This window comes from Leucobacter chinensis (genome assembly GCF_019049105.1).
GTDB classification, from domain to species: domain Bacteria; phylum Actinomycetota; class Actinomycetes; order Actinomycetales; family Microbacteriaceae; genus Leucobacter_A; species Leucobacter_A chinensis.
On the sequence record NZ_JAHQZR010000003.1, the window covers coordinates 116563 to 129904 of the forward strand.

A 13342-nucleotide genomic window follows, 5' to 3' on the forward strand; every position below is an offset into this window, starting at 1 on the left:
GAGTAACAACGACGTTCACACAGCCCGAAAGCGTTCAGCATGATTCGACTGCACGACATTATCGAGATTCCCGACCTGGGACTCTCGACCGTTCACGCCCCCGCAGGCCCCTCGCCCGAAGTGCGCTGGGCCCATGTGAGCGAACTGGTGGATCCATCGCCATGGCTCCTCGGCAACGAATTTCTCCTCACCACGGGTTTTGCGCTCGAAGACGAGGCCGCCGCGTGGGATCTCTACTGCAGTCGGTTGAAGAGTGCGGGGGTCTCAGTTGTCGGCATGAGCACGGGGCCGAGCCTGCCGTACCCGTCTATTCCCGAGGGGCTCCGAAACGCCACCCGGAGCCACGGCCTCGCACTGGTGCATGTGCCTCATGAAACACTCATGCAGTCGGTCGTGCGCAAAGTTTCTGACGCACTGCACGAGGCAGCGAACCAGGATTTGCTGCGCTCATACTCGGTTCAACGCCAACTCAGCGAAGCTGCCTCAAGCAGCAACGGGACGACCCGCATCGTCGGCGTTCTCTCACGCACACTCGGTCTCAAAGTGGTCGTGCTCGACGACCGCCTTCGCACCCTCGCAAAGTGCAGCGAAGAAGCAGAGGCGAGCATCGAACCGATCCGCGGCGAGTTAAAGACGCGACTCAAAGAAGGCCTTCGCTGGTCGATCTCTGAGGCAGGGCAGGGTGACTCTCTCGTCGTGCTGCCCCTCGGTACCGAAGGGCGCCTCTCGGGCGTCCTGACCTGCAGCAAAGAAGGCGATCTCAGCGTGCACGACCGAGCTGCCCTCAGCCTCGCCGCCTCGCTTCTCGGCATTCTGCTTGAGCGTCGGCAAGCCGCCCAACTGCACCGGCGTGCCGTCGAGTCTCAGCTTCTCGGAGCCGTCATCGCCGACCACCGCAAGGTCGACGACCTTGCACGGCACCTCACTGGTCACGGCATCAGTGTCGAACACCTCGAGGTACTCAGTACAAGCACCCCGAATGACACCTACGACGTTGAGCAATTCGTCACCCTCGTGCTCGAACACTGCGACGAAGTTATCTTCACGAGCAACGGTGGTGTGAGTACCTTCGTCATACTGAACGCGCACGAACCCCTTCGAGACGTACTCACCCATGGGGTCATCGAACACCGCCTTGCTCCGGCGGGACTCGGCGAGCGCCGCCCTTTCACTGGCCTCACCGAAAGCCTGACCGAGGCTCAGTTTGCACGGTCTGTCGCGCAATCTCGAGACATGCCCCTCATCGAGCGGCACGCCACCGGCGGGTACCGCGCCCTCATGATGATGGGAACCCCAGAAGCCCGCCGTCTCTTCGCTGAAAGCGTGCTCGCGCCCCTCGACCGGGCTGACGCGCATAAGCGCAGCGATCTCTTCAAAACCGTGCGAGCATACGTGTCGACGCTCGGCAATCATGAGCTCACAGCAGAAGCGCTCGGCGTGCACCGCCACACCGTGCGCTCACGCCTCGCTAAAATCGCCGAGGTCACCGGTCGCGATCTGTCGCATCCAGAAGACTTTCTAGAGTTATGGATGGCCGTCGAGTTCAGGGCAAACGCGGGCAAACAACCTTCCACCACGGAGCACTCCCATTAACAACTACTCCCTCATGGCAGGTTTTTCGCGCTTTCGTCGGTGCGATACTCAGACTGGGGCGGCCTTTCTTGAGCACACGGGAGCCGGGTCGCCCCATACCAACTTCTTATACGAAAGGTGCCGATGACCCCCTCACCAGTTGCAATCGTGACCGGAGGCGCAGGCGCCTTCGGATCAGCCATTTCTCGTCGCCTTGCCGCAGCCGGCAATCACGTGATCATCGCTGACCTCGACCTTGCCCGCGCCGAACAGGTCGCCGCCGAACTCTGTCGGGAGGCAGCCTCTGCTGACGCGGCGAGCGCCGTGCATCTCGACCTCTGCGATACCACCTCGATCGAAGCACTCATCGCACACACAACCGCGACCCATGGGCGGCTAGACATACTCGTCAATAACGCCGGCTACTCGCCAGCGGGCGGCCTTGACACGACCTCGCTGGCAGACTTCGATCGAACCATGCAGATTAATCTGCGCGGCGTCTTCGTGCTCTGCTCAGCAGCACTCCCCCTTCTCCAGGTTTCACCGGCTGCACGTGCTGTCTTTGTCGGGTCACGAACCTGGCTCGCTGGCGGCAACCCCGCCTACACTGCTTCAAAAGCAGGCGTCGTGGGTCTCTCACGCACGGTTGTTCACGCCCTCGGCGCCTCAGGGGGCACCAGCAACGTCGTTGCCCCGGGCCCCGTCGACACCCCACTCGTCGACAACATGAACATGGGCACTTCCCGCGAAGAGAATTTTCGCCGCTATGCCGAAGCAACCCCACTCGGCCGTGTTGCGACCGCTGATGATGTCGCAGCGGCAGTCGCCTTCTTTGCTAGCCCCGATGCGAGCTTTATCACCGGCGAAGTACTGCACGTGACCGGTGGCTTGCAGCTCGCACCGCGGCTGTAGCGCTTCTCAAGCTAACGCTGAGACGCATCAGCCGCAAAAACCGATTTACTAGCCACTCGGCGCCATGGGCACACCAACCTCACTCCCATTGCAGTCGCTCTGGCGACCAAACCTTTTCATCGATAGCCGATGAGAGAGCCGGATCAATCAAGCTCGAAACCAGGGCTAGAGCAAGACTCACCGAAGTAAAGCGTGCACAATAAGAAATCGGTTTACTGAGGCGAACATAACCAGCTCCCCATTTGTCTGGCACAGTAAAACACTCATTGGGTTGCATCTTTCGGCGCATTCGCTCGGTCTCTATCGCTCTAGTCAGAGACTTACCGTCGATGGCCTGGGTAACAGCAAGTACGACTAGGTCAACAAGATCCTTCTCACAGCTCGAAGCTTGCCCGTTGTGCTCAGCCACTGTAGCGCAGACTTTATCTGCGATCTGATCAACAACGGGATACAGCCGATAACGGTGGCCTATCAGCCTTGGAAGGTCAAGTGCTGTAGCAGGGCGTATCGCTTGTACTTTGCCCGTTAACCCCGCACCAACGGCAAGATCGATCTTCACCGTACCTTTCTGCGCCACTCCAATAAACACCGCGAAAGTAACTCGGCACCCCTCGGTATAGGGTTGAGCTCCAGCGCCGATGGTGCTGTGGTGACCCACATACTCGAATCGAAAGTGGTCGCCCAGGTCAACCGCTGCGAGCCGGCGCAGCTCATTCAATGCTTGTGTGAGAGTAAAACCTTGCTGATAGAGATCAATATCGAGTGTTGAACGAGTCGAAGGAATTCGTGCAAGCATGCCTGCACCCCCTTTGAGCACCCATTCAGACGCGTCTCCTTCCGAGAAAATTCTGCTCAGAAAGCGATTGAAGTATTCCAGTTGAATACGCTTATTGGGATCTAAAGACGAGTCAATGCTTGCGGCTTGCTTCGCGGCATCTTTGATAGCCGACTCAACTCCACGAGCGGTTGCATACGGTTCAGGAAGCTGTGTCGTTCCTCTTCCGCCTGGGGAGGACCGTCCGATTGCAAAGGTCTGGCGGTTCGTGTGGACAGCTTGAGATTCCTCATCGTCATAAGGTCAGGAAAGAGCTCAGAGAAGTCACGTCCGAGCCGAATTTCTGGCATCGACATACGAACAATTTCTCTGATCCTTTGTTGCAGATCCAAGCTTCCCAGCGCCTTCTGCACAAGATCTGCAGATATCTCCGAAAACCTTTCCTCTATATGCGCCGTCACGAGGTTCAGTCCCAAGGCCTCAATAAGCCGCGGCGATGACTGAAGATACTGCTCAAGAATCTTCGTACCCACCTGCTGATCAGCCGCGAGCCTACGGGCGACCGATGTGAGATCGATCCCCGCGATCTGCATAAGGTGCTCAAGCACCGCTCCACCATCGTTACGGGTGAAGCCGTTGCGCTCTGCTAGCGGTGAAAAAAGCGCTCTCAGCCGGTCAAGATCAAGTGGACCCTGCTGCACTGCAATACCAAGCGCATCTGCGACAAGGCTCATCTCGCCTACGTCTTCAAGGAGGTCTGCAAGGGTGCGCTCCAACGTCATGGCAGGAAGACCGTTGACAAGGGTCACATCACGTTCTTCAAGTTGCCGTTGCCTAAAGCGAAGCTCTGAGCGCTGCGTCTGCCGACGTTTTGATACAACGAACTCGTGACGGTTTGCCCAGAGGTCACCAACGCCGTGCAGCATTGCCGCTGACGAACTCGCAACAACTACGCCGCTAGCAAGTTCTTTGACCCGCTCTTCGGCACGAAGCTTAGGCTCAGTGCTCAGCCATGCCGCACGAAGATCTTCATATTGATCGCTCGGCACTCCAACGTCTTTGTAGACACCGTGCGACAGTCTCTCCAGATGCTCTGCTTCTGCAAGCCGAGAGAGCATAAGACGGCTCACTCCAAGTGAAGCTGCTTGAGCAGTCGTCACCATGCCCCACTGGGAGACCGTCACGCTCGCCAGTTCCCGAAGGGCCTCATTCGAGTTCATGCTTGAATTGTATCTCCCTGAATGAAACATTCCAAGCAAAATCCCGACTTGCGGCTCCTGTCTCCTCGCCTGACATCTCCCCTCTACGAAAAGTAGGGCCGCAAGTGCTCGCGCAACGCAGGATCAACGACGTGCACGTAGGTGCCCTTGATGCCTCGGGTGAGTAGCACGCGGTAGATGTTTTCAACGAGCTGCTGAATGTCATCGTCGTCGTAGGTCACGCCGCGCAGGTTGTTGTTGCGCTGGTTGCCGCGGGGGTCGAAGTAGTTCGCCGAGTCGAGCTGAATACGACCGTCTCGGTACACCAGGTCGGGCCCGATAATCACACCAGCAATGTTGAGGTCATAGCCCTGAATCGTGTAGATCGAACCCGCCTCATCAAGCGAGCCGGGTGAAAGCACCCAGTCAGTCATTTTGCGGTTCCACTGCACCTCATAATCACCGATGGTGATGTCTCTCACGTCGGCGTGCGTGTCTTTCTTACTGACGTGCGGCCAGGCGAAGCCAGCGACGAGACGGGCGAGGCCGAGTTCAGCGTCACGCTCACGAATGGCGTCGTGCATCTCGGCGGGGTCCTCATAGAAGCGTAGGTCGTAGTTTGCGAAGCGCTTCGGAGTGACCGCTTCGCCGCGCAACACATCACGAATGTAATCGACGTAGTCACCACCGGCCTGCACCCTGAGCTGCGAGTGCAGCTGGTACCGGCGACCCTCGTTCTGCGCTTCGATGCCGAGCTGCTCGATAAACGTCTCTGGCAGGTCGGCGGGCAACACCGCCTGCCCGCCATCGACAATAACGACCTGGTGGTCGCTCTGCGCCCGAATCCAGTCAAGCTGGGTCGCGTCTTTGTCGAAGGTGCCAAGCAACCGCTCGGTGATCGTGCGAAAATCAGCCACGAGACCACCAAACGACTGCGCAGCATACTGGCTGAGACGGTGCGCCTCATCAACCACGAGAATGTCCCACCGCGTCTCTGACTTGCCAACCTCCCACGGCGTGAGAATCTCAACGTCACGCAGCACGGGGCTCCGCTTGAACACTCGCTTGAGCGTGGTGCGCAACGCCTGCTGCGGAATCACAAACCCGACCCGTCGCCCCGCAAGCACCTCGCGATTGCCCGCCAGATAAAAGTCGCTGTACATGCCCTCGACCTCTTCTTCGAGCAGGTCTTCACCCTCGGCAACCGCTTGCACGTCTTTCAGAAGCTTCAGCAACGTAATAACGACAACCGTCTTGCCGGTGCCTGGACCACCCTCGATGATCGACATCGAGGGCTTCCCTTCACGCAAGTCTTCAAGCAGACCAGCCGTCACGTTCACCACGGCGGCCCGTTGCTCAAGCGTGAGTTCTTTAAAAGGCGAGAATTTAAAGAGATCAGAATTTTCGATATCGCGGATCGATCCGCTAAAAAGCCCCTCGCGTTCGAGAGCGGCAAAAATTTCTTCGTGCTGGTCGCGATATTTCGCTTGGTCGTAGTAGCTGTAGCTCGTTTGACCGCCGTTTCGGTTGAGCACCTCGAAGCGCTCATCGCCGTCGATGTACTTGATGAGAAACGCTTCAAGGTCGTGACAGGCAGACTTGTTGAAACGCGGGTCGATGATGACCCTCGCGGTATTCAGATTGCGCCTTCGCTCATCGACAGAGAGATGCTGCCCGATGCGGCTCACCGCCGAGTGCGTCTCACCGACATACGCGAACTTTTGCCCGGTCAACACGTACACCACGGGCCAGTCCATAAGCTCTTCGGGGCCATCAGGAAATTGTCCCTTGGCGAACGGGAAGGTCTCGATTTTAAAGTCGGTCATACTTTGTGCTTCTTCCTCGAGCCTTTGAGACCGGATACTTCTCGCGGGTGCGCTCGAGTTTGCTGCGCACGATTTCGTCGACATCGAGCTCGAGTCTGTCTGCAAGCATGAAGCAGTACGTTAAGACGTCGGCGAGCTCGTCGCGCACCTCTGCGAGATCGGCGTCTGGCGACCACTGAAAGCACTCGAGCAGCTCGCTCGCCTCAATCGAGATTGATTTTGCAAGGTTCTCGGGGGTGTGAAATTGGGCCCAGTCACGCTCGGCAACGAATGCCCGTAACTCGTCTCGCACACTGCGACTCTCCATGGTGCATAGCCTAGCCCTTTCGCGAAAGCCACAGCCCCGCGCCCACGAGCAAGGCAGTCACTGCCGCCAGCACCGCACCAGCCACCGTGACCGCGGTGTCGAACTCGAGGTACTGGTCGGGGCTCCACGATGAGGCGGCGAGCGAGCCCGCGAAGAAGGCCGTGAGGGTCGTGCCAGCGAGGGCGAGGCCCGCGGCGGTGCCCACCTGGCCGGCGGTGTCAGCGAGCGCCGCCCCGACAGTTGTGCGGTTTTCGGGCAGGCCACGCATCACGTTCGTTCCGGCGACGACCGCGACGACGCGCATGCCTAAGGCGACGAGGGTGAGAGCGAGCGCGATCCACAGGTATGAGCGGGTGCCGAGCAGACCGTACACGGCGAGGCCCGCGACGATAAGCGTCGAGGCGTAGCGGGCGGCCTGGGTCATACCGACGCGAGCGACGAGCGGGGTGACGAGGGCGCCGCCCGCGATGAGCACGACGACCTGGGGCAGCATGCCGAAGGCGGCCTGCGCGGGGCTCCACCCCAGCGAGAGTTGCAGGTGCAGGGTCACGAGGTAGCCGAGCGCGCCCACCGCGAGCGAGGCGGCCGCCTTAAAGAGCAGCCCACTCGCGACAAGGGGGCGCGCGATGAGCTCGAGCTCGATGATCGGGTGCGTGGCACAGCGCTCGCGCACGACGAAGAGCACGGCGGTTACGACAGACCCCGCGACAGTGACCCACGGCAGCGGCGAGGCACCGCCCGCCTCGGTGAAGGCGGTGGGCACGAGCATGACTCCCATGATCGCCGCGGTACCGAGCAGCGAACCGGTGATGTCGATGGGGGCGCGGTGAAGATCGGCTGGGCGATCCGCCGCTATTCCCTTCGCGATCGCGGCCAGCGCGAGCAGCGCGATCGGCGCATTCATCGCGAGCAGGGCTTGCCACGGGGTGATTGCGAGTATCATTCCGCCGGCGACGGGGCCGACAGCCATGCCGACGAGGCCCACCGTCGCGATGATGTTCATTCCGCGCACGCGCAGCTCGTCGGTGGCGAAGAGGCGAAAGGCGAGGGCCATCGAGCCGGGGGCGGTCATCGCGGCCGCGACGCCCGTCACCGCGCGAATCGCGAGCAGTTGCCACACCTCGGTGACGAGCAGCACCGAGAGGCTCGCTGTGGCCAAGATGGTGAGGCCAACGAACATCATGCGGCGGCGCCCGAAGCGGTCGGCAAGGCCGCCAAGCGCAATCATGAGCCCGCCGAACACGACGCTGTAGGTGAGGGTGATCCACTGCAGGGCCGCGGTCGAGGCGCCCAGCTCCCGGCCGATCGTCGGCAGGGCAACGTTCAAGATGGAGTTATCGAGCATCTCGACGAGAAACACGGCAGCGAGGCCGGTCATGGGCAACCATGCTGATCGCAGCGAGGCGTGCGGGCTTGGGGTGTGGGCGGGTGAGGGCACAGTGCTCCTTCAGTCAAGTGAAGGAGTGACGGTGCCGATGCACCGTGTGTACGCGCTGCGCCGATCGTAACGTGGGTCACGCGGCGCAGTCTTTTACCCCGATGTGAGAAGGGTAGTTGAGAGGCCTAGGCACGTCAACATGGCCCTGTTAGGCTGAGGCAAGCATCGGAACTGCTCACAAAGGGGTATTTGCATGGCTTTCGACCACATTGATTACGCTACCTACGAGGCATTGCGCGACATGGATATTACGCCGAATGCATCGTTTGAAGATACAACCGGGCAGTGGGACCTCGGTCACGCAACCTCCTGGTCTCGATGGGGTACTGAGACAGCCGACCTTGAACCGATCACTGCGAACTCTGCCGCCGAGTTCGCTACGCTGAAGCCGCTCTCAACCCGCATCGTATTCTTTGCCATCAATATGGGTGGCGAAGCCATGGCAGAGCACAGAGAGCATTGGCGTAATTTTCACACCCGTGGGCACCGTGGCGATACAACTCTCAGAAATTCATTTGCGCTAGCTTTCGAAGGCCACAAATCTGCAGCAGACATTCCAGGTTTTTATGTGAGTGATGTGTTTAAGCTCATTCCCACGAAAGATTCAAACACGCTCGCAAGCGCAATCAAGAAACACCGTATTGCGGGACGCGACCATGTAGAGCGCTGTGCAGCCCTCCTGCAAGAAGAGCTGATGATGTGCCGAGACGGGATCGACGGGCAGGTCCCGATTCTCGTCGCGATGGGTAAAGCCGCTTTCACTTGGCTGAGCGGCGACCAAAAAGACCAGCGCATCGCAGAGGTAGTCGATAAGACGCTCGGTGCAGGTGCCCGCGATCGTGTTGTACGAATGGCCCATTACGCGAATGGAGCAGGCACCAATGTACAACGGGCTGAAACCATCCGCTCAGTGCTAGAGCTAGCTAGCTAGCTCAACCGCAGTATGCTCGCCACCCACCTCGTCGAATACCCGTGGGTCACCCCCACCGTCGTGCTGTGCTTCGCGATCGTGAGCGTGTTCGTCGGGCCGTGGCTGCTCGTACGCAAGGGGCTCACGCGGGTGCTGCTCGGGATCGCGTTTTTCGCCGTGGTGGCGCTCGTGTTCACGCCGACCGGGCGCGAGATGAGCATGGTGTGCGAGGTCGAGTGGATGCTGCCCCTGCCCAAGTACGTCGAGCCCTTCGCGAACCTCGCCATGTTTGTTCCGCTGGCCTATTTCGCCGCGCTCGCGAGCGGCCGCCCCATCGTGACCGCGATCGTTGCCTCGGCCGGGTCGGCGCTCATCGAGACGGTACAGGCGCTCGTGTCCGCGCTTGGCCGCAGCTGTTCGACCGGTGATTGGCTCTCGAACACGCTCGGCGCGGTGCTTGGAGCCGCCCTGGGCTGGGCCGCGCTCGCGATTGCCCGCCGCCGGGCACGGGCTCGTGCGCAGGGTGAGTCGGCGATCCGCCACTAACGGCCTGTGCGAGCCAGGCGGCGCGGTGGCGGCGCCCGGACGAACCTTTGCCTGATTTTCGCGCCAAATCGCCCCGAAAACCCGGTTTTGGCGCAGAAAATCAGGCAATGGTTGGCGGATCAGCCCAGGCGTATCGCGGGGCAAGTACCAGCCCGGTGAGAGCCCTGCCGCGCTCCCGAACGCGCCTCGATTGTGCCAGCACGCGCCCATCGCGCGAGCTTGTTTGTATACAAAAACTGTGAAAATGCCCCGAAGTTTGTATACACTTATGGGCAGTCTCGTTCGCCAGCGAAGGCGAACTCGGAGTCAGGAGAACCATGCAAACAGACGGAACGCGAGAACGTGCGTCCCGCAAACTGATGGGTGTGGCTGGTTTTGCCGTGCTCGCCATCGCTGCGACCGGGTGCGTGCCCATTCAGCACCCACCCGAGGCAAGCCAGCGGGCCGACGTCGTTCAGGCGCCCACCGACGGCATCACCGCGAAAGAGGGCGGCGACCTTGTCATGGCGCTCTCGTCAGAGCCCGACCGGCTCGACCCGACGACCTCGACGTCGCTGTACACGCGCTTCGTCATGAGCTCGATGTGCGAAAAGCTTTACGACATCAACGAGAAGGGCGAGATCGTGGGCCAGCTCGCGACCGACCTTCCCGAGGTGAGCGATGACGGGCTGCGCGTGACGATTCCGGTGCGCGAGGGCGCGGTGTTCTCTGACGGCACGCCCTTCAACGCCGATGCGGTGCGCGAGACCCTCGAACGCAACCTCACACACGAGGCCTCGGTGCGCAAGACCGAGCTCGGGCCGATCGAACGCGTGAGCGCTCCCGACGACACCACCGTCGTCATCGAGTACGGCACGCCCTTCGCCCCGCTCACGGCGGCACTGGCCGACCGCGCGGGCATGATCATGTCGCCCACGGCGCTTGCCGAAGAGGGCGAGTTCGCCGAGCACCCGAGCTGTGTTGGGCCCTTCAAGTTCGTGAAGCGCATTCCGCAGACCTCGATCGAGCTCGAGCGCGACCCGAACTACTACGCGGCCGACGAGATTCACCTCGACACGATCAGCTACCGCATCATGTCTGACGCGAACATTCGCGCGGCAAACCTGCGCTCGGGCGACGTGCACGTGGCCGACTCGATCTCGCCGCAGGACGCCGACGCACTGCTGCTCGAGAACGATCTTGAGCTGCTGCAGTCGGGCTCGCTCGGCTACCAGGGCCTCACGATCAACATCGGCAACGCGAACGGCTCGGGCCAGCCCGTCGAGCAGCGCGAGGGGCCGCTCGCCTCTGACGCGCGCGTGAGGCAGGCGCTCGACCTGTCGATCGACCGGCCAGCGCTCGTGAACTCGGTGTTCAACAACTGGTACGACCCCGCGTGCAGCGCGGTCGCCCCCACGACCCCGTACGCGACCGACGCGTCGACCGCGTGCCCGACCTACGACCCCGAGGCGGCGAAGGCGCTGCTCGAAGAGGCCGGCATCGAGACCCCGCTGCGCGTCGACATGCTCGTCGCCAACTCGCCCGACGCGCTGCGCTACTCGCAGGCACTGCAGGCGAGCGTGCGCGAGGGTGGCTTCGACCTGCGCATTAACCCGGTCGAGTACTCGACGCTGCTCGACATGCAAAAGCAGGGCAAGTTCGACCTCATCCAGTTGGGCTGGTCGGGCCGCATCGATCCGCACGGCAACATGGCCAACTTCTTGATGACGGGCGGCGGCAACAACGACGGCGGCTATTCGAGCCCCGAGATGGACGATCTGCTCGTGCGCGCAGCACAGCTGAACGACATCGACGAGCGCGCCGAGCTCTACGGCAAGGTCGTCGAGCTCGTGCACGAAGACGTTCCGCTCATTTACACGTACCGCCAGCGAAACATCACCGGCCACTCGGTCGATGTGACCGGTGTTCGAACCTACAGTGACGGTGTCGTGCGGCTCGCCCGCGCCGCCTTCGTGGCCGAGAAGGAGTAGCGCGCCATGCCCAAATACCTGCTCAACCGACTGTGGCAGTCGGCCCTCACCCTCGTGCTCGCCTCGATCGTCGTGTTCGTTGGCATTCGCATGATTCCGGGTGACCCGGCGCTCGCGATGGCGGGCGAAGAGGCCGACCCCGAGATGATCGCGGCAACCCGCGAGAAGCTCGGCCTCGATAAGCCGATCATCGTGCAGTACTTCGCGTTCATCGCCAACATGTTTCGTGGCGACTTCGGCAACTCGGTGCGCACCGGCGCACCCGTGAGCGACCTCATCGGGGCGACGCTGCCGGTGACCCTGTGGCTCGCGACCTACGCGATCGTCATCGCCGTGATCGTCGGCGTGCTCGCCGGCGTCATCGCCGAGCGTTTTCGCGGCCGCTGGCCCGAGTGGATCGCGAACATCTTCGCCATCGTTGGCCTGTCAGTGCCGAACTTCTGGCTCGGTATTCTCGCGATCATGTACCTCTCTGTCATGCTCGGCTGGTTCCCCGCGTCGGGCTACGTTCCGGTGCTCGACAACCCGATCACGGGGCTCTATTACCTGACGCTGCCCGCGATCATTCTTGGCATCAGCCTCGCCGCGGTCATCATGCGCCAAACGCGCGCCTCGATGATCGAGTCGATGGGCTCTGACTACGTGCGCACCGCCCGCGCGAAGGGCCTCGGCCGCTTTCGCATTCTGTTCAGGTACGGCCTGCGCAACTCGCTCATCGTCGTCATGACGATCGTGGGCCTGCAACTTGGCGGCCTCATCTCTGGTGCGGTCGTGACCGAGCGCATCTTCGGCTTGCCGGGCTTCGGCAAGCTCACCCTCGACGCGGTGTTCACCCGCGACTACCCGGTCATTCAGGCCGTCGTGCTCGTCGTGACCCTCGCGTACATTGTGATTAACCTCGCCGTAGACGTGCTCTACTCGGTCTTAAACCCCCGCATTCGCGTGGGAGGGAGGAAGTAATGGCCTCGAAATCTTCACGCACTGGCATGAGCCAGGCCATGCCCCCGAGCACCGCGGCGCTCGCACTCACCGACGATCTCGGTTCAGATCGCGGCCGCATCTGGCGCTCGCTCAAGCGCAGCCCCCTCGGCCTCGCCGGCGGCGTGCTGCTCGTCATCGTGCTCACCGTCGCGGTGTTTGCGCCGCTACTCGCGCCCTATGACCCGGCAGAGGTGCACTTCGACACCCCGTTCCAGGTGCCAGGAACCGTCGGCTTCGCGCTCGGAACCGACGACCTCGGCCGCGACATTCTCTCGCGCATTCTCTACGGCACCCAGGCCTCGGTGCAGGTGGGGCTGCTCTCGGTCGCCCTCGCCATCATCGTCGGCGCACCCCTCGGGCTGCTCGCCGGCTACTGGCGCTGGCTCGACGCGATCGTCTCGCGCCTGACCGACGTCATGCTCGCCTTCCCCTTCCTCATCATCGCAGTCGGCCTCGCCGCCATTAACGGCGCCAGCCTCGGCAATGCAGCAATCGCGCTCGGTATTGCGCAGATACCAACGATGATCCGCGTCGTTCGTGCCGAAACCTTCAGGGTCAAAGAGCTTGACTTCGTCATGAACGCGAAGGCCATGAGCGCGAAGCCGTTCCGCATTCTCGGCGGGCACGTCTTGCCGAACATCACCTCGGCGATCATCGTGCAGGCCACCGTGATCATTCCCGTCGCCGTCATTGGCGAGGCCATTCTCTCGTTCCTGGGTCTCGGCATTCAGCCTCCCGGGTCGAGCCTCGGCATCATGCTCTCTGACGCGCAGCAGTACATCTTTCGCGCACCCAGCGCGGCCGTCTTCCCCGGCCTCGCCATCATGATCATTTGCCTCGCCTTCAATCTCTTTGGCGACGCCCTTCGTGACGCACTCGACCCGTCGAGCGCGAGAAAGTAACCGA

General features: G+C 61.6%; 12 protein-coding genes. 7 read left to right on the top strand and 5 right to left on the bottom strand.

Annotated features, from left to right (window positions below; translation table 11 throughout):
* Positions 1-39: 39 nt before the first annotated feature.
* Complete coding sequence (locus tag KTJ78_RS04235) at positions 40-1593, top strand: PucR family transcriptional regulator (protein WP_217132924.1); 1554 nt, start codon at positions 40-42, stop codon at positions 1591-1593.
* A gap of 123 nt (positions 1594-1716) precedes the next feature.
* A complete protein-coding gene (locus KTJ78_RS04240; protein WP_217132926.1) occupies positions 1717-2484 on the top strand; it encodes an SDR family NAD(P)-dependent oxidoreductase in 768 nt (255 codons plus the stop codon).
* A 79-nt stretch (positions 2485-2563) separates the two neighbouring features.
* Here the strand turns inward: KTJ78_RS04240 and KTJ78_RS04245 are convergent, their stop codons facing one another.
* From KTJ78_RS04245 to KTJ78_RS04265, 5 genes are all read right to left on the bottom strand, one after another.
* Entirely contained in the window at positions 2564-3427 is an 864-nt protein-coding gene (locus KTJ78_RS04245; RefSeq protein WP_369807986.1) for a nucleotidyl transferase AbiEii/AbiGii toxin family protein, read from the bottom strand.
* Positions 3382-4479 (bottom strand): type IV toxin-antitoxin system AbiEi family antitoxin domain-containing protein, encoded by a 1098-nt coding sequence (locus tag KTJ78_RS04250; RefSeq protein WP_217132931.1) that lies wholly within the window; start codon positions 4477-4479, stop codon positions 3382-3384. The genes KTJ78_RS04245 and KTJ78_RS04250 overlap by 46 nt, the downstream gene beginning before the upstream one ends.
* An 83-nt stretch (positions 4480-4562) precedes the next feature.
* The gene (locus KTJ78_RS04255) at positions 4563-6284 is read right to left on the bottom strand and encodes a DUF2075 domain-containing protein (RefSeq protein ID WP_217132933.1); all 1722 of its coding nucleotides are present in this window, start codon (positions 6282-6284) and stop codon (positions 4563-4565) included.
* The gene (locus KTJ78_RS04260) at positions 6271-6591 is read right to left on the bottom strand and encodes a nucleotide pyrophosphohydrolase (protein WP_217132934.1); all 321 of its coding nucleotides are present in this window, start codon (positions 6589-6591) and stop codon (positions 6271-6273) included. Before KTJ78_RS04260 ends, KTJ78_RS04255 begins: the two co-directional genes overlap by 14 nt.
* A gap of 10 nt (positions 6592-6601) precedes the next feature.
* Positions 6602-8029, bottom strand: a complete 1428-nt coding sequence (locus tag KTJ78_RS04265) for an MFS transporter (RefSeq protein ID WP_369807974.1) — start codon at positions 8027-8029, stop codon at positions 6602-6604.
* Between the two features lie 193 nt (positions 8030-8222).
* On the opposite strand from KTJ78_RS04265, the gene KTJ78_RS04270 reads away from it, so the two are divergent.
* The 5 genes from KTJ78_RS04270 to KTJ78_RS04290 all read left to right on the top strand — a co-directional run bounded on the left by KTJ78_RS04270 (position 8223) and on the right by KTJ78_RS04290 (position 13338).
* Positions 8223-8960, top strand: coding sequence for a hypothetical protein (locus KTJ78_RS04270; protein WP_217132935.1), 738 nt, complete (start codon positions 8223-8225; stop codon positions 8958-8960).
* A 12-nt stretch (positions 8961-8972) separates the two neighbouring features.
* Complete coding sequence (locus tag KTJ78_RS04275) at positions 8973-9485, top strand: VanZ family protein (protein WP_217132936.1); 513 nt, start codon at positions 8973-8975, stop codon at positions 9483-9485.
* 359 nt (positions 9486-9844) lie between these two features.
* Entirely contained in the window at positions 9845-11455 is a 1611-nt protein-coding gene (locus KTJ78_RS04280; protein ID WP_217133256.1) for an ABC transporter substrate-binding protein, read from the top strand.
* 6 nt (positions 11456-11461) lie between these two features.
* A complete protein-coding gene (locus tag KTJ78_RS04285) occupies positions 11462-12415 on the top strand; it encodes an ABC transporter permease (RefSeq protein ID WP_217132937.1) in 954 nt (317 codons plus the stop codon).
* Complete coding sequence (locus KTJ78_RS04290) at positions 12415-13338, top strand: ABC transporter permease (RefSeq protein ID WP_254259370.1); 924 nt, start codon at positions 12415-12417, stop codon at positions 13336-13338. Before KTJ78_RS04285 ends, KTJ78_RS04290 begins: the two co-directional genes overlap by 1 nt.
* Positions 13339-13342 lie beyond the last annotated feature (4 nt).

Coding starts and splice junctions, on each gene's coding strand:
- KTJ78_RS04275 (WP_217132936.1), top strand. CDS start 8,973: ATGCTCGCCACCCACCTCGTCGAATACCCGTGGGTCACCCCCACCGTC.
- KTJ78_RS04240 (WP_217132926.1), top strand. CDS start 1,717: ATGACCCCCTCACCAGTTGCAATCGTGACCGGAGGCGCAGGCGCCTTC.
- KTJ78_RS04260 (WP_217132934.1), bottom strand. CDS start 6,591: ATGGAGAGTCGCAGTGTGCGAGACGAGTTACGGGCATTCGTTGCCGAG.
- KTJ78_RS04290 (WP_254259370.1), top strand. CDS start 12,415: ATGGCCTCGAAATCTTCACGCACTGGCATGAGCCAGGCCATGCCCCCG.
- KTJ78_RS04255 (WP_217132933.1), bottom strand. CDS start 6,284: ATGACCGACTTTAAAATCGAGACCTTCCCGTTCGCCAAGGGACAATTT.
- KTJ78_RS04235 (WP_217132924.1), top strand. CDS start 40: ATGATTCGACTGCACGACATTATCGAGATTCCCGACCTGGGACTCTCG.
- KTJ78_RS04250 (WP_217132931.1), bottom strand. CDS start 4,479: ATGAACTCGAATGAGGCCCTTCGGGAACTGGCGAGCGTGACGGTCTCC.
- KTJ78_RS04280 (WP_217133256.1), top strand. CDS start 9,845: ATGGGTGTGGCTGGTTTTGCCGTGCTCGCCATCGCTGCGACCGGGTGC.
- KTJ78_RS04285 (WP_217132937.1), top strand. CDS start 11,462: ATGCCCAAATACCTGCTCAACCGACTGTGGCAGTCGGCCCTCACCCTC.
- KTJ78_RS04270 (WP_217132935.1), top strand. CDS start 8,223: ATGGCTTTCGACCACATTGATTACGCTACCTACGAGGCATTGCGCGAC.